The organism is Pseudomonas sp. JQ36 (assembly GCF_053851495.1).
In genome coordinates, this window is the sequence record NZ_CM132642.1 from 811,972 (window position 1) to 832,179 (window position 20,208).

The window sequence follows — 20,208 nt, forward strand, 5'->3', positions numbered from 1 at the left end:
TCATGCCGGTTTCGGCACGGTGTTCGACTACGAGCCGCTGGCGCGGCGCCTGAGCGGTCAACGCCAGGTGTTGGCGATTCAGTCGCGGATGCTGCTGGATCCGGCGTTCAACGACACCTCGCTGCAGGAAATGGCCAGTGATTACCTGGCGCAGATTCGTCAGAAACAGCCGCAGGGGCCTTACCACCTGTTGGGCTGGTCGCTGGGCGGTACGCTGGCGATGTTGATCGCCGCGCAACTGGAGCAGGCCGGGCAACAGGTCAAGTTTGTCGGGCTGGTCGACAGCTTCGTGCCGTCGGCGGCGGTCGACGCCGGGGCGGTCGATGACTGGCAAGCCGACCTGCGCGACTTCCTGCAGGTAACGCTGCCGGACGCCGCACCGGGCCTGTCCATCGACGGTGAAGAAACGCCGCACAACCTGCGTGCGCTGTTCAAGCGTGCCATCAGCGCCGAGCGCGGAGCGTCGACCTATGTGGCGCTGGGCGCCGAAGAACTGGCGCATGTGTTCAGCGTGGCGCGCCGGCTCAAGCAGCTGTCGCTCAAGCTTGAGCGCTGTGCGCCGCTGACCGTCAACCCGGTGTGCTGGTGGACCTTGGGTCGCGAAGCCGAGGCACTGGAGCTGGCGGCGCAACTCGGCCAGCCGGGCATGGGCGGTGAATGGCTTGATTGCGGGCACTTCCAGATCCCGCGCGATGAAACTTTCCTGTCCGAGGCTGAAGAAATGCTCGGCCAGATCGTTGAATCAGTAGTCATGTCCTGAACCCTGCTGTGAAACCCAAGTAAAACCGATCGGGCGCTGATGGCGCCCGATCGCTTTGGAGATTTGAATGTCATTGAATCCTGATATCGCCGCATTTCTGCAATTGGTCGGCAACGGCCGGGCCAGTGGCAAACGCGTCGGCATGCACGAGTTGAGCCCGACCGAGGCCCGTGAACAATTCGATCAGTCATCGTTGCTGATGGACGCCGGCGGTGAAGAACTGGCCGTAGTCGATGAGCTGCAATTGCCGGTGCGTGACGGTGCACTGTTGAACGCACGGATCTACAGCAATCATCCGTTGCAGGCGGGCGCCGGACGTCCGGCACTGTTGTATTTTCATGGCGGCGGCTATGTGGTCGGCAGCCTCGACTCGCATGATTCGCTGTGCCGCGCGTTGGCTTCGCTGGCCGATTGTGTGGTGCTGTCGGTGGCGTATCGACTGGCACCGGAACATCGTTTCCCGACAGCGGCCGACGACGCCCGCGATGCCTGGGACTGGCTGGTGGCGAGTGCTGCTGATCTGGGCATCAATGCCGCGCGCCTGGCGATTGCCGGTGACAGCGTCGGTGGCAGCCTGGCCACGGTGCTGGCTGCGCAACTGACGGATGCTGCTGTGCAGCCGCGTTTGCAGGTGCTGATTTATCCGGTCACCGATGCCAGTCGCAGCACGCCTTCGATCGAGCGTTTTGCCGAAGGCTATCTGCTGGAAAAGGCTTCGCTGCAGTGGTTCTACGTGCACTATCAGCGTGATGCCAGCGATCGTCTTGATCCGCGTTTCTCGCCGTTGCTCGGCGAAGTTCCGGCCGATGTCGCGCCGGTGCTGATGGTGTTGGCCGAGTGTGATCCGTTGCACGATGAGGGGGTGGCTTATGCCCGGCATTTGCAGGCGGCGGGGGTTGTTGTGGATTTGCAGGTGTACGCGGGCATGACCCATGACTTTATGCGGATGGGGGCGATTGTTGATGAGGCTGAAGAGGCGCTGGGGTTGATTGCTGGGCGTTTGGTAGAGGTGTTTGCTTTGGCTTGATGGGGTGGGTGGGGTGAATATCCGTTGCTGCGGTAACGGCCGCCTAGGGTTCCGCCCTTACGGCGGGTCACTTTTGGCAAACGCCCCAAAAGTAACCAAAAGGTCTATGCCCTGACGTTCGGCCCTCGCTTAGGCTCGGGTTCCTTCGCTGCGGGATTCATCCGGGGGGCAGCGCCTACGGTTTGCTTCGCTGCACCTCCTCTCGCTGTGTTTGGCTGCGCCAAACGGTCGCTGCGCTCCCACCCCCGGATAAATCCCTCCACTCAGCCTGCCGACGGGCCCTGAGATCAAAAGCGGTACTCGAGCTAACGCTCATTGTGTTGAGTGGGGCGGCTTCGCCGCATGCGGGGCACGCAATCTGAACTGTAGGAGCCAGCCTGCTGGCGATGGCGGCCTGCGAGCCGACCAAATTTCTAACTGAATACACCCATTCCAATTGTGGGAGCTGGCTTGCCAGCGAAGGCGGCCTGACAGCCGACCAAACCCCAACTGAATGCACTCAATCCAACTGTGGGAGCGGGCTTGCTCGCGAAGGCGGCCTGCCAGTCGACCAAACTCCAACTGAATGCACTCAATCCAACTGTGGGAGCGGGCTTGCTCGCGAAGGCGGCCAGCCAGCCAACCAAACTCCAACTGAACACACCCAATCCGTGCAGGAGCTGCCGAAGGCTGCGATCTTTTGATCTGCTTTGGCTTTGGCTTTGGCTTTGGCTTTGGCTTTGGCTCTTGATGTGGCTCTTGATGTGGCTTTTGATCTTCAGCCCCTTCGGCAGGCCGAGCGTAGGTGTCCATCCGGGGGATAGGCGCGCAGCGCCATGCGGCGGAGCCGCATACATCGAGAGGAGGTGCAGCGAAGCAAACCGTAGGCGATGCCCCCGGATGGACACCGTAGCGAGGGAACACTGAGCCTCAGCGAAGTGCCGTACGCCGGGGGAAGCCTTTTTGGTTACTTTTTCGGCGTTTGGAAAAAGTGACCCGCCGTAAGGGCGGAACCATAGGAGGCCGTTACCGCAGCAACGGATATCCCCCCAAACCCCCAAGAGCCTGGTCGGCCCAAAGGCCGCCAAGTCTCCCAAAAAAAACGCCGGCAAATGCCGGCGTTTCAGTGAGCGCTAAACGTATTACCAGTTATAGGTCACGTCAGCAGTCATGGTCCGGCCTTCGCCGTAATAGCAGTCGAGGGTACCGTTGCACGCGGCCACGTATTTCTCGTCGGTGAGGTTCTGCAGGTTGGCTTGCAGTTTCACGCCTTTGACATGCAGCGGCGATTTTTCCAGGTCGTAGGAGACCATGGCGTCATACACGGTGTAGGACGGAATCTGGAACGAGTCCGACTCGTAATCCGAACCGTAGCTGCTGCGCACGTAACGGGCGCCCAGGCCCATGCCGAAACCGGCGAGGGCGGTAGAGATGTCGAAGTCATAGTTGACCCACGCGGAGGCGGTCAGCGGTGGACGCATGGCCAGGGTGCGACCTTCGCGACCGTCGTTGTCCTTCTCCCACTTGGTCTGGTTACGCGACACCGCCGCCAGCACGCGCAGGTTGCGGGTGACGTTGACCTTGCCTTCCAGCTCGATACCGCGCGAACGCACGGAGCCGCTCTGGGTGCTGAAGCCCGGGTTGTTGAGGTCGGTGGTCAGCATGTTGTCCTGGTCGATCTGGTACGCCGACAGCTGAATGAAACCGTCGATCGACTTCGGCTCGTACTTGACGCCGACTTCGTACTGCTTGCCGGTGGTCGGTTCGAAGGCGCCGCCGCTCATGTCGGTACCGGTTTGCGGCAGGAAGGATTCGGCGTAGCTGACGTACGGCGTGATGCCGTTGTCGAACTCGTAGCCCAGGCCGGCACGACCGGTGAACTTCTCGTCCTTCTGGTTGCTGTGGCCGCCGCTCAGCGGTTGCTTGTTGTCGGTTTCGGCGAAGTCATAACGACCGCCGAGGGTCAGGAACCACTGGTTCCAGCGCAGTTGATCCTGAGCGTACAGGCCGGTCTGAGTAATGGTGTTGTCCCATTTGTACGGCTGACGGAAATTGATCTGGCTGCCATACACCGGGTTGTACAGATCCAGACCTGGAGCGGTGCGGTCGTACAGGCCGAGGAATTTCGAATTGTAGTGGTAGTAGTCCACGCCCAGCAGCACGGTGTGCTCGACGTCGGCGGTGTGGAACTTGGCCTGGGCGATGTTATCGATGCCGTAGACCTTGTTGTGCTGCGACCAGTCCACGCCGTAACGGGTCTGGTAGCTGCCGTCGTTGAGACCGGTGACCGGGTTGGTCGGGAACGCATAACCGTGCAGCGGCGCCACGTACTGGTCGTTGATGTCGGCGTAACGCGCGTTCTGCTTCAGGGTCCAGACGTCGTTGAGTTCGTGGGCGATCTCGTAACCGACCACGAACTGCTCGCGATGGTACTTGTTCACGTCCGGCTCGCCGAGGAACAGGCTGCGGCTGATGCGCCCGGCCTGGCTGCGATGCACCGTGCCGTTGGCCGGCAGGCCCTGGGCTTCCGGTACGTCGTGGTCTTTCTGGTACTGACCGAACACGGTGATGGTGGTCTGGTCGTTGGGCAGCCAGGTCAGGCTTGGCGCCAGCAGCATGCGGTTCTGGCTGGCGTAGTCGATGGCCGAGCCGCTGTCGTTGACCACACCGGTCAGGCGATAGAGGAATTCGCCCTGATCGTCGATCGGGCCGCCGAGGTCGAAGGCACCGTACTTGCGGTCATAGCTGCCGCCACCGAGCTTCACTTCGTGCAGCGGGGTCGCGGTCGGACGCTTGCTGACCATGTTGACGATACCGCCCGGCTGGTTCTGGCCGTACAGCACCGAGGCCGGGCCCTTGAGCACTTCGACGCGCTCCAGGGTGTACGGGTCGATCTGCAGCGAACCGCCGGTGCTGCCGCCGCCGTAAGGCATGTGCAGGCCGTCGAGGTACAGCGGAGTAGGGGAGAAGCCACGGGAGGTCGGTTCGTCGAAGATCTTCACCCGATCCGAGAAACCGCCGCCGGTCATGCCGGGCGTGTATTGCAGGGCCTCGGTGACGGTCTTCGAGCCGCGCATCTTGATTTCGTCTTGAGTGACGACGTTGATGGTCTGCGGGATTTCCTTGAGCGACGAATCGGTCTTCGAACCGGTGGCGCTGCGCTTGGCGACGATCCCGTCTACCGGGCCCCAGGCCGATTCGGCGGTGGCGGAAATGCTGGTCGGGGCCAGATCGAGGCTGGCACCGCCGGTGCTGCGCGAGCGCAAGGCGACGTTGTTGCCTTCGACGCTGTAGGCGATGTTGGTGCCTTGCAGCAGTTGCGCGATGGCGGCGGTCGGTTCCAGGTTGCCACTGACGGCGCTGCTGCGCAGGCCGCTGACTTCATCCGGGCTGTAAAGCACTTGGAGGTTGGTCTGGCGACCGAATTCCTGCAACGCGCTCCCCAGCGACTGTGCAGGAATATTGATCGCCACGGCGGCGGCCTGGGCCTGGCCGATCATCGGCACAGTCAGGGCCATGGCGCAGAACGCTGGCAAGGTGCAACGGAAGGAGCGGCGGATCAGCAGGGCCTTGGCGAGCGGGTGGAGTCCGTGCGGTGCGGGCATTGTTCTTCTACTCTTCAAAGTGTTGACTGAGAACTATTTCTATTAACTGTTAGTAAGACGTTGAGCCTTCCGAAAACCGGAAAGCTCAACGCAATTTTTTTACAAATTTTTCACAGTCAGGCGGGTTGCAACTCAGTGACCACTTTGCCGGCGCTCATGCGCACCAGTTGGTCGGCGACATCGAAGTAACGATCGTCGTGGGAAATGACGATGATGGTCTTGCCCAGACGCTTCAGGTCCGGCAGCAGCTCGGTGTAGAAAATCCGCCGGAAAGTCGGATCCTGATCGGCGGCCCACTCGTCGAACACCAGCACCGGACGCTCTTCCAGCCAGGCATTGATCAGGGCCAGACGCTTGCGCTGGCCGGTGGACAGGTCGGTGGTGGTGAACGAGCCGTCACGCACACTGACCTTGTGCGCAATTTCCAGACGCTCCAGGTATTGGTTGGCGTCTTCCGGGATATGCGTATCGCCCTGGACCACGTCGTCGAACAGGTAGTAGTCGGCGAAAATCGTGGTGAACAACTGGCGGTAATCGTCGCGGTTGGCAGCATCGACGAGCTGCTGGTTGAGGCGGATTTCGCCTTGCTGTGGCGCGTACAGGCCCAGCAGCAACTTGATCAGCGTGGTCTTGCCGCAGCCGTTTTCGCCGACGATGAAAATGATGTCGCCCTGTTCGATTTTCAGGTTCACCGGCCCCAGCCGGAACGGCTTGGCGCCTTCTACCGTCGGGAAGCTGTACGAGACATCGGTCAGTTCCAGGCTGTGCACCGGGGTCTTTTGGTGGCCCTGATCGCTGAGCAGCAGGTGCGGCTCTGGCGAGGAAAACTGCTCGGACAGATCGGCGATCCGGCGGAACGCGATTTGCGCGCGACTGACGATCGGCAAGGTGCCAATGATGTGTTCCAGCGGCCCTTTCATGTACAGCAGCACCAGCACAAAACCGCTCATCACCGCTTTGTCGGCACTCGGCCACAGCGATTGCAGGCCCAGCGCCAGACCGATCACCACGAAGAACAGCATCGAACCCAAGGTCTTGGCGACCACGAAAATGTTCACCGAACGCACCTGCGTGTCGCAGATCTTGTCGGCCGTGCCTTCGATACCCGAGACGAACATGCGATGCCGGCGCGGGCGGTGGATGCGCAGCTCCTTGGCGCCCTCGGCGACTGCGTGATAGTGCTTCTGCAACTCGTCTTCGTAGTCACGGGCCTTGAGGAAACCCTGCATGCCGCGCCCGCGTGCGATGTATTGAATGACCGTGCCGATCAGGATCGCCACCGCCATCATCAGGAACATCGGCCACGACAGCATCGCCAGGTAGCCCATGCAACCGAGGGTAACAGTCAGGGAAATCGCCAGCGGCGCAAAGGCGAAAGCGAAGTCGCTGATGGTGTCGACGTCGTGGGTCAGCACCGGAATCAGCCGATGGCTGCGATAGCGCTCGATCTGCTCGATCGGCGCCGAGAGGACTTTCTCGCCCAGCTCTTTGCGCAACTTGGCGATGATGTGCTGGCCGACGAAATTGGTGCCGATGTCGGAAAAGATCGAACTGGTCAGGGCAAGCAGGCACAGGCCGGCAAACACCGCGACCATGGTGCTGGTCAGTGCGCCCTCGGCGTGCAGCACGTTATTGATGGTCGCCAGCAGTGCGGTGACGCTCAGGCCACCGACCATGCCGAGCAGGATCGACACGCTGACGATCAGTCGAAAGGGTTTGAGCAGGGCGAACAATTCATTGATCACCCCGCGTGTTGGTTTGCTCATGGAGGTTCCCTGCTTGAAGGAGCGGCGAACACCGGCACTGCTCGGGCGGTTCGCCTGGATGACGTAGAGGGCGGTGGGCGCGCCATGGAGGATCGCGCCCACCTGTAGAACGACTGGCAGGACGGCTAATTTAGCCGGGTGATGGCCTTACAGATCGCGGGCGACCCGGAAGCCGATCCAGTCGCCACGGGTGTCGGTGTAGGTGGCGTTGCGATTGCCCGAACGCGAGAACACCGGCGCTTCGCCCCAGTCGTTGCCACGGATGCGCCGCACTTCGCACTTGCCGCTCAGCCAGGCACTGCCATCGCCTGGCGCGCCGACGTAATTCTCGTTGTAGCAATCGGCGGTCCACTCATAAATATTGCCGTGCATGTCGTAGACGCCGAAGGCGTTGGCCGGAAAGCTGCCGGCAGGGGCGGTGAAGTTGTAGCCATCGGCGGCGCCATAGGTGTTGGCGTGTTTGGCGATGCTGTATTCCTTGCCTTCATCGAACGGGAAGGGGAAGGGCCCCGTGCTGCCGGCGCGGGCGGCGTATTCACGCAGCGACTCGCTGACCAGCCGGTATTGCTGGCCGGTCTTCTTCGACAGCCAGGCCACGTAAGCTTCGACCTCCGGGAAATCCATGCACACCGCCGGGTGCTTGTCGGTGTACTGCTTGCGCGGGTCGCTGCCCTGATAATCCGGGATCCCGGCCTTGCACGCGCGACCGGGACGTGTGTCGCCGTCGGGCATTTTGTAGCCGCTGTCCTTGAGGTAGGCGTCCCACTCGCCGCGCAGGATCTGGAAACGGCTGATCGCCAGCGGTTTGGCAAACGTCACCGGGTGCAGCGGTCCTTCATCCGGCTCGCGGCCGACCTCATCTTCCGGGGTGCCCATGGTGAACGTGCCGGTGGGCAGCACGACCATTTCCGGGCAGTCCTTGCAGTCTTTGAACACCTTGCCCGGCGCAGGCGGGGTGGCGGCCTGCGCGGCGCCCGGCAGCAGGCCGACGGCGAGGGCGGTGAGCATCAGCGCCGGCAGCGCCTTCAAGGAAAATCGACGCAGTTCACTGTTCATTGCGAGTCTCGCTAAAAGGAAAAAGGGATCGTTCGGATCAGAGGGCCTGATCGAGCACGGCCAGCAAACGATCGATTTGCTTTTCGTCGTTGAGCAGCCCCGGCGCGGTGCGAATCACCGGGCCGACATCGCGGTGCACGGCATCGGCCACCACGCGGTTGGCCATCAGGTGCGCGGCGATCTTGTCGCTGTCCTTGCCCTTGACCCGGAAGAAGGTGAAACCGGCGGACAGTTCGGGACTCAGTGGCGTGACCAGTTCGATCGGCGGACGCTGCTGCAGACGTTGTTTCAGGTAGCTGTTGAGCGCGTGAATACGCGCCTCGACCTCGGCCTTGCCCAGCTCAAGATGCAATTTGAACGCTTCGTCCAGCGCCCAGCGGTGCTCGAACGAGTGGTAGCCGCCGGGCGTCATGGTGGTGGAAAACGCCGTGGCTTCGGAGAACGTCGGAATGATCGGGGTGACGTATCTGACTTCGGCGAAGCGGCTGCAGACGATGCCGGTGCCACGTGGGCCGAACATCCACTTGTGGGTGCCGGCGATGAAGAAGTCGCAGTTCATCTGCGCGAAGTTCAGGTTGTCCACGCCGAAGCCATGCACCCCGTCGACCACGTAAACGATGCGGTCAGCGTCGCTGCGGCCGCGGTTGTGTTTGTCGACGATGGCGCCGATCTCACCGATGGGCAGTTTCATGCCGCTGCCCGAATGCACCCAGCACATGCCCAGCACCCGGGTTTCGGGGCGGATGGCGCCGTCGATGGCAGCAAGGATTTCCGCTTTGGTGGCGCTATACGAATCCTTGAACAGACGAATCTTGCGCACCCGGGTGCTGTCGCGTTCGCTGCGCAGGGCGAGGATGGTGTGGGTCGCGTAGTGCTCGTGCTCGGTGGTGAGGATTTCCTGATCGGGGCGCACGCGCACGCCGCCGTAAATCATCGCCAGACCTTCGGTGGTGCTACCGGTCAGGGCGATCTGTTTGGCATCGGCTTGCAGGTAGCGTCCGGCCCAGACGCGGACGTTCTCTTCGCGCTGTTCGATCACGCCGAGGTCCCAATCCATGGCCAGTCCGGGATTTTTGTCGAGGGCGGCGCGGTGCCGCTCAATCGCGTCGCGCACCGGTTTCGGGTGCGAGGTGATCAGAAAATTGGAGAAGTGCAGATACGCCGGATCCTGATCGAACAGCTGCTGCAACTGCGCCCACTTGTTGCCGGTCACGGGTGCGGCGTTCGCGGCACCGGCGACATTCGGCAGGCTCGCGCCCAGTGGCAGCGCCGCCGCGAGAATCCCCGCCTGCTTCAAGAACTCACGACGATTGCTCATGGCTTGGCAGTTCCCGGCGCAGCGGCCAGTGCCGGTTTCGCGGCTTTCTCGACCTGATCCCAGACCCGCAGGAAGTTGCCGCCCCAGAGCTTGGCGATGTTCGCTTCGGAGTAACCGCGCGAGAGCAGCTCGGCGGTGACGTTACGGATTTCGCCGACGTTCTCGAAGCCTTTGACGCCACCACCTTCGTTGAAGTCGGAGCTGATGCCGACATGGTCGATGCCGATCTTGCGCACCGCGTAATCGATGGCATCGCCCAGATCCTTGAGGCTGGCTTTCGGTTCTTCTTCGAGGATGCCGTAGAGGCGACTGGCGTACTGGCCGAACTTCTGCTCGGACCACGCCGCAATGATCGGGTCGCCGGGCATCAGCGCCATCGCCAGGTTCGGCAGCGGCGGCAGGTCGAAGTCCTTGCGCATCTCGTTGAGCTTGTCCTGGGTCTGCTGGGTGAGCGGACGCAGGTACTGCGAGAACGCGACGATCTGCACCACGCCGCCGCTGTTTTTGATCAGTTGCATTTCCTTGTCGCTGAGGTTGCGCGGAATGTCGACCATCGCACGCGGTGCCGAATGCGAGGCCACCAGCGGCGTGCGGCTCAGTTGCGCGACTTGCTCGAGGGCCTTGGTCGACATTTGCGAGACGTCGATGATCACGCCCAGATCGTTGAGGCGCTTGACCGCTTGCTTGCCCAGATCCGAGAGGCCGTCGAGGGCGTCCGGCGAATCGTTGAGAAATGGCAGCGGCCGCGACGAATCCGCCCAGTCGTTGTTGCCGATGTAGCTGAAACCGAACATGCGCATGCCGCGCGCCGTCCACAGGTCCAGCAGGTTCAGATCGTGGCCCAGTGGATAGGCGTTGAGCATGCTGATGAAAATCGCGAATTTGCCTTCGCCGTGCAAGCGCCGGAAGTCGTCGGGGGTGTAGGCGATGGCCACCTGATTGGGGTAGTCGCGAACCATCCCGGAGATGATCTTGAAACGGATTTCCTGCTGGTTGCGCGCCTCGTCGACGAAGCCGGGTGTCGGCTTGTGCGGAGCGTTCGGGCCGTTCCACATTTCCGGCCAGCCGAAGATGGTCAGCGCGGCGCCGGACAGGCGCCCGCGGTTGGCCTTGGCGAGGTCGAACTGGCCGTCGCCGTCCTTGTCGGCTTCGTGGCCATCGGTGCCGAAATTTTGCGTCAGGCTGACATGGCTGTCGAAAGAGAGCATGCGTTCGTGCAGCTCATCGGCCTGTTTCATGACTTTGACCGGATAGCCGAGGTCGTCCTTGAACCAGTGGTGCCACACGGCAAAGCCTGCGCCGGCGCTGATCGCCAGGGCCAACGGCAGGCCGATGAATAGAGCCTTTTTCGAACGTGGTTTTGTCATTGCCATCTCAGTCAGGTTCGCCATCGAGGTGCAGGCGCGGGGGCCTTCGCTATCTGGGAAGAACGAGTGGTTGGCCGTGGAATTTAGGTTGCCAGGTTAAAAGATCGCAGCCTGCGGCAGCTCCTACATTGGAACGCGATCACTGTAGGAGCTGCCGCAGGCTGCGATCTTTTCAGGTACCCCCGTAAATTTGTGCATGGAGCAAACGTTCTAGCTTGGATAAAGCCTGCTTCATGGCTGACACAGGTAGGGCAATGAAGATTTCTCGACGATGGTTCATGGCGGGCCTGGCGCTGACCGGCGCTGCCGTGCCTGCGGCGTATTTCGGGCATCGTGAATGGACGAAGCCGGACCCGACGATCACCCCGGGCGAAGCGTCTTTCGACGTCGCCGACATGGCCGGACAGCGCCTGGCGAATGCGTTGCGCGGGGTGTGGGATATCCGTTTCGAAGGTACCGATGCCGGCCTCGAAGGCTTGCCGCTCAAGGGCCTGCAAGTGTTTCTCGATATCGGCCAGAAGGGCCGCGGCGTGTGCGGTTTTCTCGACACGCCCGAGCGCCTGCGTTCCGCTGAAACACCGCGTTATCGAATTCTTGGCGACCTCGCGAAAGCCGATGCGGCGAAGCTGAGCTGGCGCCTGATCGGCGCCGATGGCCAGATCAGTTACGAGCTGGAGATGATCCTTGATGAGGTCTGGGCCGACTTCGGCAATGCCGGCAGTGGCACCCTCAGCGGCAAGGCTTTGCGCCTGGATCGGTCGCTGGCCTTGCCGGCGCAGGACAACCGCTTCGTCGCCGTCAAGCGGCTGTTTCCCGAAGCGCGCGAGCGCACGCCGCTCAACCCGACGTTGCTGGCGTGGTTGATCTCTCCCGAGCATCGCCTGTTTCACCAGTTGTGGCATGCGACCCGGGACAAGTGGCACAAACTGCCCGAGGACAAACGCGAGGCCTTGCGCGGCATCGGCTGGCAGCCTGGCCCGCGCGACAAGGAGCGTGATGCCCGTGGCCCGCGCAAGGATCGCAATGGCTCGGGCGTGGACTTTTTCTTCATGCACCGGCACATGCTCGGGACGGCGCGCTCGATGCAGGATCTGCCGTCGTGGGAGTTTTTCCCGCTGCCGCAACCGGAGCTGATCCGCGACCGCGTCGGCTTCGCCCGCTATTTCGATAACCACGACGGCACGGCCTTGCCGCCGACCTGGACGGCGGCGGGCGATGACGAATTCAGCCAGTGGGTCAGCGACATCAAGACTGCCGAAACCTACGAAAGCAACTTCCAGGTCTGGGAGTCTCAGTACCGCGATCCGGCGTATCTGGCCCGGCTCACCCTCGGCCAGTTCGGCTCCGAAGTCGAGTTGGGCCTGCATGACTGGCTGCACATGCGTTGGGCCTCCGTGCCGCGCGATCCGTCCAACGGTCAGCCGGTGCCGTTTGCCCGCGATCCGGCGGACTTCGCTGCCCGCTGGTACAACGCCGAAAACGACTTCCTCGGCGATCCGTTTTCTTCCCACGTCAACCCGACGTTCTGGCATTTCCATGGCTGGATCGACGATCGCATCGAGGACTGGTTCCGCGCCCACGAGCGTTTCCATCCGGGCGAAGTCACGCGGCTGCAGGTCAATGGCGTGCCATGGTTTGCACCGGGGCGTTGGGTGGAAGTCGACGACCCGTGGCTCGGGCCGATCACCCATGGCTGCAGCACCACGCCGGGATTGCAGATGGGCAAGACGGTGGAAATGGATCCGGAAACCATGAAACTGGCGCTGCGCATCACCTTCATCACCGACGAGGAAAAACTCGCCGGCCTGTTCCGCCGCGTGCCGCAACGGCCATGGTATGCGCGCAATCTGAAGGCTAAAACCAGCCCGGCTTGAGCACCGCGTTATCGTTCTTCGCGAGCAAGCCCGCTCCCACAGGGATATGTGTCAGACCACAATGTTCGGGCTGACTCCTGCATGAGAACGCATTCTTACTGATGGAACGCGTTCAAATGTGGGAGCGGGCTTGCTCGCGAAAGCGCTCTGTCAGTCGCTGCAATTACCGAACCTGCCAACCCCCACCCAACGCCTTGTACAGCGCAATGCTCGCCTGCATCCGCGCCAGGCGCAGTTGCACGCTCTGGTCTTGCGCGGCATACAAGGTGCGCTGGGTTTCGAGCACAGTCAGCAAGTCTTCGGCGCCGGCCTGGTAACGGCTCTGGGCGATGTCGAAGGCGGTCTGCGCCTGATTCAGTTCTTCGCTTTGCCACTGCCGCTGACGATCCAGCCCGCGAATGCTGTTCAGGGCTTTTTCCACGTCGGCGAAACCATTGATGATCGCGCCACGATAGGTTTCCAGCAGTTCCTCCTGACGCGCCCTGGCCTTGTCGCGTTCGGCGCTCAAGCGACCGTTGTTGAAGACCGGTGCGACCAGTCCAGCCGTGAGGTTGTAGAACGGGTTGCGCAGCAGATCATCGAACTGATTGGCGCCCGAGCCGAGCTGGGCGGTCAGGGTCAGCTTCGGCAGCATGGCGGCGCGAGCGACCTTGACGTCCGCTTCGGCGGCGGCCAGTTGCGCCTCGGCGCGGGCGATGTCCGGCCGACGGTTGAGCAATTCACTGGGCACTCCGGCATCAATCTGTGGCCATTGCAGTTGCGCGAAGGACGCCTGCGGTGCCACCTGCTGCACCGGTCGGCCGAGCAGGGCGGCGAGGCCGATCAGCGCGTCCTCGGCCTGTTGCTGCACCCGTGGCAGTTGCCATTGCTGGGCGGCAACCAGGCTTTTCTGCTGGGCCAGTTCCAGCGCAGTAGCGGAGCCTGCATCGAAGCGGGTCTGCACCAGTTTCAGCACGCTCTGCGCGTTTGCCAGGTTCAATTCGGCGATGCGGCTTTGTTCGCGCAGGGACAAGGTTTGCGCATAGCTGTTGGCGACGCCGCTGAGCAGCGTCAGCTCAACCGTCGCCCGATCGAACTCGCTGGCTTGCAGGCTGAACTGCGCACTGTCGCGAGCGGCGCGATTGCCGCCCCAGAAATCCACCTCGTAAGTGGCGCTCAGGTTGCTGTCGAAATAGTCCACGGCGTTGTTGCTGCTGTTGGTATCGAGTTGGCTATAGCCGCTGCCGCGCAGCAGTTTCTGCCGGTTGGCATTCAGGCCGGCCTTGACCTCGGGCAGCAGCGAACCACCGGCAATCACCGTCTCGGCCTGGGCCTGACGCACGCGAGCGACAGCCGCTGCGAGGTCGAAGCTGCCGACTTGCGCCTGTTCGATCAAGCGGTCGAGTTCGGGGCTGCCGAACTGTGTCCACCATTGCGGATCGATGCGTGCGACGCTGGCGGCATGAGGCGATTGCCAGGCAGCAGGCGCCTGCACACCGCTGTCGGGGCGTTGAACGGGACTGCCGCAGGCGCTGAGGATCAGGCACACGGTCAACAGGCTGAGGCGCGGTTTCATAGATCGATCATTCACTGGTAAGGGCCGTGACCGGGTCGAGCCGGGCAGCTTTGCGGGCAGGCATGAAGCCGAAGACAACACCGGTGACCAGAGCGCAGCCGAACGCGCCGAGTACCGCCATCAAGGAGAAGGCCACGGCCACTTCGCTGAGGATCAGCACACCGCCGACGATCAGTGCCAGGGCGATCCCGGCAATGCCGCCGACCACCGAGAGCATCACCGCTTCGGTGAGGAACTGGCGGAGGATGTCGCGCTGGCGGGCGCCGGTGGCCATGCGAATGCCGATCTCGCGAGTCCGCTCACGCACGGTCATGAGCATGATGTTCATCACGCCGATGCCGCCGACCAGCAGCGAAATCGCGGCAATCGAACCGAGCATCAGCGACAGGGTGTTCTGGGTGCGTGCCTCGGCCTGAATCATCGCGGCATTGTTGGTCAGTTCGAAATCCTTCTTGCCGTTGTGCAGGCGCAGCATCAGTTGCTCGATGGCCTGCTCGGTGTCCTTGACCTTGCGCGCGTCGGCGGCGGCGATGGCGACGTATTCCGGATTGCGCGTGCCGAACAGCCGAACGCTGGCCGCCGAATAGGGGATAGCGATGCGATTGTCGCTGTCGGAGTCGCCGGAGCTGGCGCCTTTTTCCGCGAGCACGCCGACCACCTGTAACGGTACATTCTCGATCAGGATGAATTGGCCGATCGGGTTCGGCACATCCTTGAGCAGTTTGCTGCGCACCTTGTGGCCGATCACCGCAACGGCTGCAGCGTTCTGCTCATCGGCTTCGGTGAAGTAACTGCCTTGCACCACCGGCCAATTGAAGATCGCCGGGAAGTTGGTGTCGTTGCCGCCGACGTAACTCAGGTGGTCGGCGTTGCCGTACCGCACGCCGGCCTCGGCACCGTTGACCGGCATGATCCGCTGCACTTGCGGCAGGCTGGCCAGCGCGTGCACATCGTCGAGGGTGATGATCCCCGGCGGCGTGCGTGGGTTGGGGGCCGAGCCGCTGAGGTAAATGATGTTCGAACCGAACGCGCCCATCTGCGCCATCACCTGGCGTTTGCTGCCTTCACCGACCGCCAGCATGACCACCACCGACGCCACGCCGATGATGATCCCGAGCAGGGTCAGTGCGGTGCGAAAGCGGTTGATCCACATCACTCGCCACGCGGCATGCAGAGCGTCCACCAGTTCACCTTTCCAGGCGCCGGTGGCTTCGGCGCCGTCGGCCAGACGCTGGCGCAGATCCACCGCTTGCAGGGCGCCGGGCTTGGCGCTGGTCTGGGCTTCTGGGTTGTCGCGGGCGCTGTCGCTGATGATCAGGCCGTCGCGGATTTCGATGATGCGTTTGGCCCGGGCTGCGACTTCGCGGTCGTGGGTGATGAGGATCACCACGTGGCCCTGGCTCGCCAGTTCATCGAGCAGCGTCATCACTTCTTTGCCGCTGTGGCTGTCGAGGGCGCCGGTGGGTTCGTCGGCGAGGATGATGTGGCCGCCGTTCATCAACGCCCGGGCAATCGACACCCGTTGCTGTTGGCCACCGGACAACTGATGCGGGCGGTTGCCGGTGCGCGAGGCCAGGCCGAGTCGGTCGAGCAGGGCGGCGGCGCGGGCGTGACGCTCGGCGGCCGGGGTGCCGGCATAGATCGCCGGCATCTCGACGTTTTCCTGGGCCGAGCCGGACGGAATCAGGTGATAGCCCTGGAACACAAATCCAAAGGCTTCGCGGCGCAACCAGGCCAGCTCGTCGCTGTCGAGGCCGGCGACGTTTTCCCCGGCAAAGCGATACTCGCCGGAGGTCGGCCGGTCGAGGCAGCCGAGGATGTTCATCAAGGTTGATTTGCCGGAGCCGGAAGCGCCGACAATCGCCACGAATTCACCGGCGTGGATCGACAGGTCGATGCCGCGCAGCACGTGAACCTCGGGCGCGTCACCACCGCCGTAGGATTTGCGAATGTCCTGCAGGTCGATCAGAGGCGTTTGCATTCAGCCTCCGCTGCCGTCGACCGGGCCGATCAACAGGTGATCGCCTTCGTTGAGGCCGTCGACGATCTGCACCTTGAGCCGGTCGCTGATGCCGGTGCGCACCTCACGCGGCTGAATCTCGCCGTTGGCCGCCACCACCTGAGCGGTTTGCAGGTTGGCGCTAGTGCTGCCTTGCAGCGCGGCGACCGGCGCGGTGAGCACGCCTTTGGCCTGATTGGCGACGAAAAACACCTGAGTGGTCATCTCGGCCATCAAGGCGTTGTCGGCGTTATCGACGTCGAGCAAAACCGTGTACAGCACAACGCGGGCGCTGCCGCTTTTACTGCTGCTGGCCGGGCTGCCGCCGCCCTGGCTGGTCTGATCCAGTGGCTTGGGCGGCACCGGCAGAATCTGCCGCACGGTGCTGCTCCAGCGCCGCTGGCCGCCGCTGAGGGTGGTGAAGTAGGCGGTCATGCCCGGTTTGACGTGACCGATGTCGGCCTCGGAAACCTCGGCCCACACGGTCATCGGTGACAGCTTGGCGATACGCAGGATCAGCGGCGTCTGCTGTTGCGCGTTGAGGGTCTGGCCTTCGCGGGCGTCGAGGGCAACCACGGTGCCGGCCATCGGCGCGTAGATCCGTGTGTACCCGAGTTCGGCCTGATCGCTGCGCAGGCTGGCCTCGGCCTGGCGGATCTGCGCCTGGAACATGTCGATGCGCGCCTGAGTGGCTTTCAGTTCGGCGCGGGCGGTCTGCACGTCTTCTTCACGAGTGGCGCCGCCGGCGACGAGATTCTGCTGCCGCTGATACTTCTGCCGCGCCAGTTCATGCTGGGCGCGCTGCTCCTGCAATTGCGCCTTGAGGTTTTCGATCGAGAAGCGCCCGGCATCGAGTTTGGCCTTCTGCGTGGACGGATCAATCTCCACCAGCAGTTGACCTTCCTTGACCACGTCGCCGACTTCGACGTGGATCTTCTGGATCTGCCCGGAGGCCTGCGCACCGACATCGACGTAACGGCGCGGTTGCAGGGTACCCAGCGCGGTGACGCTGCTTTCGATGTCGCCACGGCTGACTTGCACGGTGGCGAAGCGGTCGCGGCCCGGCGGCATGATTTGCCACGCGGCGTAGGCAACAACGGGAATCAGACAAAGGACTGCGAGCAGGGCGCGTCGAGCGGGGCGGGGACGTTTCATGCAGGGTTCCGGCCAGTGGAATTCGGCCCGTCGTCCGGCTGCACGCCACAGCGCGCAGCCGCAGAACGCTGTCGCAGGACGCGACAGACACGGGGAGCTGTCCTGTAAACGATGAATGCGCAGGGGAATTTAAGCGAAGACACAGGATGTTACAGGTATAGAACGGCACTATTTAGCGGGCAACGACAAACGCCACTTTAAATCTATATGAGAATTACTATAAATTACGCACCTCAGTTGCCACTATCTTGCTACCCGTGTTCGCGGGCCGTCGATCAGTGTGCTCAAGGATCGAATCCGCATCGATGCGGCCGGGAGTCATGTTGGAAAACTACTATCGCGAGCTGGTGTGTTTCCTGAACGCCAAGCTCGGCAACCGTCAGGTCGCCGAAGATGTGGTGCATGACGCTTATGTGCGCGTACTGGAACGCTCCAGCGACACGCCCATCGAGCAGCCGCGGGCGTTTCTTTATCGCACGGCGCTGAATCTGGTGATCGACGATCATCGGCGCAACGCCTTGCGTCAGGTCGAACCGCTGGAAGTGCTCGACAACGAAGAGCGCTATTTCACCCCGTCGCCCCACGGCACCCTCGATCACGGCCAGCGTCTGGAGATGCTCCAGCGCGCACTGGCGGAATTGTCGCCGCTGTGTCGCGACAGTTTTCTGCTGCGCAAGATCGAAGGCCTGTCGCACCCGCAGATCGCCGAACATCTGGGGATTTCCAAGGCACTGGTGGAAAAACACATCGTCAACGCGATGAAGCATTGCCGCCTGCGCATCAAGCAATGGGATGCCCATTGAGCCGCCATCGCTAAATTTTATTTCACTGTCCTCGTTCCTACTCAACAGACGACCTGCTGTCCTGCCAAGGCCAGTCGGGTCACTTAGGCTCTCCTTTCCCCTTGTTGAGGGGTTCATCCAGAGGACACTGGAAATGACTCAGGCAATTGCATCGCCCATCGTTCACGACCTGATCGGCGTCGGTTTCGGCCCTTCGAACCTGGCGCTGGCCATCGCTCTGCAAGAGCGCGGCCCGACCCACGGCGAGCTGGATGTGCTGTTCCTCGACAAGCAGGCCGACTACAGCTGGCACGGCAACACTCTTTCGACCCAAAGCGAATTGCAGATTTCCTTCCTCAAGGATCTGGTGACCCTGCGCAACCCGACCAGCCCGTACTCGTTCGTCAATTACCTGAAGGCCCACGGCCGTCTGGTCGACTTCATCAACCTCGGCACCTTCTACCCGTGCCGCATGGAGTACAACGACTACCTGCGCTGGGTCGCCGGGCAGTTCACCGAGCAGAGCCGCTATGGCGAAGAAGTGCTGACCATCGAACCGGTGCTGCACAACCATCAAGTTGAAGCGCTGCGCGTGATCTCCCGCGACAGCGAAGGTCAGCAGTTCGTGCGCACTGCGCGTTCGGTGGTGGTCAGTGCCGGTGGCACGCCGCGGATTCCTGAAGCGTTCAAGGCGCTGAAGGGCGACAGCCGCGTGTTCCACCACTCGCAGTATCTGTCGCAGATGGCCAAGCAGCCGTGCGTGAACAATCAACCGATGAGCATCGCGATCATCGGCGGCGGGCAGAGCGCGGCGGAAGCCTTTATCGATCTGAACGATTCGTTCCCGTCGGTGCAGGTCGACATGATCCTGCGCGGCTCGGCGCTCAAGCCTGCGGATGACAGCCCGTTCGTCAACGAAGTGTTCTCGCCGGAGTTCACCGATCTGGTGTTCCAGCAAAACAGCGCCGAGCGTGAGCGGCTGGTCAACGAGTACCACAACACCAACTACTCGGTGGTCGACATCGACCTGATCGAACGCATCTACGGCATCTTCTATCGCCAGAAAGTTTCGGGTATCGCCCGTCATGCGTTCCGTACCCTGACCACCGTCGAGAGTGCCACCGCCACCGAGCGCGGCATCGAACTGGCGGTGCGCAACAACGCCACCGGCGAAGTCACCGTGCGTATCTATGACGCCGTGGTCCTGGCCACCGGTTACGAGCGGCAGATGCACCGCAAACTGCTGGCACCGCTGGAAGAATACCTCGGTGATTTCGAGGTCGATCGCAACTACAAACTGATCACCGATGAACGCTGCAAGGCCGGCTTGTACATGCAGGGCTTCTGCCAGGCCAGCCATGGCCTGAGTGATACGTTGCTGTCGGTGTTGCCGGTGCGTGCCGACGAGATTGCCGGATCGTTGTATGAGCATGGCAAGAACCGTGGGCACAGCCGTTCGATGGCGGATCTGCTGTTGGCGACTGCCAGCTGATTCTGTAGCGCCTGACACACCGCTTTCGCGAGCAAGCTCGCTCCCACATTGGATCTCTGTCGACCACAAAATCTGTGTTCAATGAAGATGCCCTGTGGGAGCGGGCTTGCTCGCGAAGGGGCCCTTCAGCAATACCGCAAAACTCATTCCTGAACCCTTCCTGAACATCCCCGACACACCTTCTTTCACGGGTTTACTCTCGAATCATCGAGGCGTAAGCTTCGCGCGTTTTCATCAATAGCGGAGACCCACAGTGGGTACTTGTTCGAGTGACAGTTGTCGGCCGGTCTCGGTAACCGGCAGATTCTCGGCAAGATAACGCGCAGCCTTTCTCTGCCGTTGTCTCGCCGTAAAGCGAGCAGCGGCATCCCGATCATGGTCAGTTGAGACCATGTCCCGACGTCCTTCTCATCGACACTGAACGTATGTGATTTCGACCGTGTGGTCGCGATCGCAAACCTATCGACACGCCT

The 20,208-nt window shown here is 62.2% G+C and carries 13 protein-coding genes (1 of these 13 only partly in view); 5 read left to right on the top strand and 8 right to left on the bottom strand.

Translation table 11 applies throughout. From position 1 onward, the window contains the following. On the top strand, nt 1–760 hold the 3' end of the coding sequence (locus ACS4NR_RS03750) for a non-ribosomal peptide synthase/polyketide synthase (protein ID WP_456019119.1). Its footprint begins 14,237 nt before the window's first position; only the last 760 of its 14,997 coding nucleotides appear in the window; its start codon lies off the left edge, out of view; its stop codon occupies nt 758–760. Between the two features lie 67 nt (nt 761–827). Next, nucleotides 828–1,787 carry an alpha/beta hydrolase gene (locus tag ACS4NR_RS03755; RefSeq protein ID WP_456019120.1) on the top strand — a complete coding sequence of 320 codons (960 nt, stop codon included), beginning with the start codon at nt 828–830 and terminating at the stop codon, nt 1,785–1,787. Nucleotides 1,788–2,908: 1,121 nt separating this feature from the next. On the opposite strand, the gene ACS4NR_RS03760 is transcribed toward ACS4NR_RS03755, so the two are convergent. From ACS4NR_RS03760 to pvdM, 5 genes are all read right to left on the bottom strand, one after another. Continuing rightward, a complete protein-coding gene (locus ACS4NR_RS03760) occupies nt 2,909–5,371 on the bottom strand; it encodes a TonB-dependent siderophore receptor (protein ID WP_103369042.1) in 2,463 nt (820 codons plus the stop codon). 116 nt (nt 5,372–5,487) lie between these two features. Beyond that, nucleotides 5,488–7,137, bottom strand: a complete 1,650-nt coding sequence (locus ACS4NR_RS03765; RefSeq protein WP_007968743.1) for a cyclic peptide export ABC transporter — start codon at nt 7,135–7,137, stop codon at nt 5,488–5,490. 147 nt (nt 7,138–7,284) lie between these two features. Continuing rightward, nucleotides 7,285–8,193, bottom strand: coding sequence for a dihydropyoverdine dehydrogenase (gene pvdO / locus ACS4NR_RS03770; RefSeq protein ID WP_095138695.1), 909 nt, complete (start codon nt 8,191–8,193; stop codon nt 7,285–7,287). A gap of 37 nt (nt 8,194–8,230) precedes the next feature. After that, the gene (gene pvdN / locus ACS4NR_RS03775) at nt 8,231–9,511 is read right to left on the bottom strand and encodes a pyoverdine-tailoring periplasmic protein PvdN (protein WP_456019121.1); all 1,281 of its coding nucleotides are present in this window, start codon (nt 9,509–9,511) and stop codon (nt 8,231–8,233) included. Then, nucleotides 9,508–10,878 (bottom strand): pyoverdine-tailoring dipeptidase-like protein PvdM, encoded by a 1,371-nt coding sequence (gene pvdM / locus ACS4NR_RS03780; protein WP_456019122.1) that lies wholly within the window; start codon nt 10,876–10,878, stop codon nt 9,508–9,510. Before pvdM ends, pvdN begins: the two co-directional genes overlap by 4 nt. A gap of 254 nt (nt 10,879–11,132) precedes the next feature. Between pvdM and pvdP the strand changes: the two genes are divergently transcribed. Next, nucleotides 11,133–12,752, top strand: a complete 1,620-nt coding sequence (gene pvdP / locus ACS4NR_RS03785) for a pyoverdine maturation tyrosinase PvdP (protein WP_456019123.1) — start codon at nt 11,133–11,135, stop codon at nt 12,750–12,752. Nucleotides 12,753–12,915: 163 nt separating this feature from the next. On the opposite strand, the gene ACS4NR_RS03790 is transcribed toward pvdP, so the two are convergent. Genes ACS4NR_RS03790 through ACS4NR_RS03800 form a run of 3 tightly spaced genes read right to left on the bottom strand, consistent with a single transcriptional unit; the run spans nt 12,916 to nt 17,461 of the window. Continuing rightward, nucleotides 12,916–14,307 carry an efflux transporter outer membrane subunit gene (locus ACS4NR_RS03790; RefSeq protein ID WP_456019124.1) on the bottom strand — a complete coding sequence of 464 codons (1,392 nt, stop codon included), beginning with the start codon at nt 14,305–14,307 and terminating at the stop codon, nt 12,916–12,918. Between the two features lie 7 nt (nt 14,308–14,314). Then, nucleotides 14,315–16,288: a MacB family efflux pump subunit gene (locus tag ACS4NR_RS03795; protein ID WP_456019125.1), complete on the bottom strand. Its 1,974-nt coding sequence runs from the start codon at nt 16,286–16,288 to the stop codon at nt 14,315–14,317. Next, a complete protein-coding gene (locus ACS4NR_RS03800) occupies nt 16,289–17,461 on the bottom strand; it encodes an efflux RND transporter periplasmic adaptor subunit (protein WP_456019126.1) in 1,173 nt (390 codons plus the stop codon). It abuts the gene before it with no gap. A gap of 320 nt (nt 17,462–17,781) precedes the next feature. Here ACS4NR_RS03800 and ACS4NR_RS03805 point away from each other — a divergent pair, with 320 nt between their 5' ends. Then, nucleotides 17,782–18,264, top strand: a complete 483-nt coding sequence (locus tag ACS4NR_RS03805; protein WP_095138702.1) for a sigma-70 family RNA polymerase sigma factor — start codon at nt 17,782–17,784, stop codon at nt 18,262–18,264. A 133-nt stretch (nt 18,265–18,397) separates the two neighbouring features. Further along, nucleotides 18,398–19,735 carry a SidA/IucD/PvdA family monooxygenase gene (locus tag ACS4NR_RS03810; RefSeq protein ID WP_115985748.1) on the top strand — a complete coding sequence of 446 codons (1,338 nt, stop codon included), beginning with the start codon at nt 18,398–18,400 and terminating at the stop codon, nt 19,733–19,735. Nucleotides 19,736–20,208 lie beyond the last annotated feature (473 nt).

What these genes read in the sequence shown, in the direction of transcription:
- ACS4NR_RS03800 (WP_456019126.1), bottom strand. Translation starts at nt 17,461, where the DNA reads ATGAAACGTCCCCGCCCCGCTCGACGCGCCCTGCTCGCAGTCCTTTGT.
- ACS4NR_RS03765 (WP_007968743.1), bottom strand. Translation starts at nt 7,137, where the DNA reads ATGAGCAAACCAACACGCGGGGTGATCAATGAATTGTTCGCCCTGCTC.
- ACS4NR_RS03810 (WP_115985748.1), top strand. Translation starts at nt 18,398, where the DNA reads ATGACTCAGGCAATTGCATCGCCCATCGTTCACGACCTGATCGGCGTC.
- pvdM (WP_456019122.1), bottom strand. Translation starts at nt 10,878, where the DNA reads ATGACAAAACCACGTTCGAAAAAGGCTCTATTCATCGGCCTGCCGTTG.
- ACS4NR_RS03795 (WP_456019125.1), bottom strand. Translation starts at nt 16,288, where the DNA reads ATGCAAACGCCTCTGATCGACCTGCAGGACATTCGCAAATCCTACGGC.
- pvdP (WP_456019123.1), top strand. Translation starts at nt 11,133, where the DNA reads ATGAAGATTTCTCGACGATGGTTCATGGCGGGCCTGGCGCTGACCGGC.
- ACS4NR_RS03760 (WP_103369042.1), bottom strand. Translation starts at nt 5,371, where the DNA reads ATGCCCGCACCGCACGGACTCCACCCGCTCGCCAAGGCCCTGCTGATC.
- pvdO (WP_095138695.1), bottom strand. Translation starts at nt 8,193, where the DNA reads ATGAACAGTGAACTGCGTCGATTTTCCTTGAAGGCGCTGCCGGCGCTG.
- ACS4NR_RS03755 (WP_456019120.1), top strand. Translation starts at nt 828, where the DNA reads ATGTCATTGAATCCTGATATCGCCGCATTTCTGCAATTGGTCGGCAAC.
- ACS4NR_RS03790 (WP_456019124.1), bottom strand. Translation starts at nt 14,307, where the DNA reads ATGAAACCGCGCCTCAGCCTGTTGACCGTGTGCCTGATCCTCAGCGCC.
- pvdN (WP_456019121.1), bottom strand. Translation starts at nt 9,511, where the DNA reads ATGAGCAATCGTCGTGAGTTCTTGAAGCAGGCGGGGATTCTCGCGGCG.
- ACS4NR_RS03805 (WP_095138702.1), top strand. Translation starts at nt 17,782, where the DNA reads ATGTTGGAAAACTACTATCGCGAGCTGGTGTGTTTCCTGAACGCCAAG.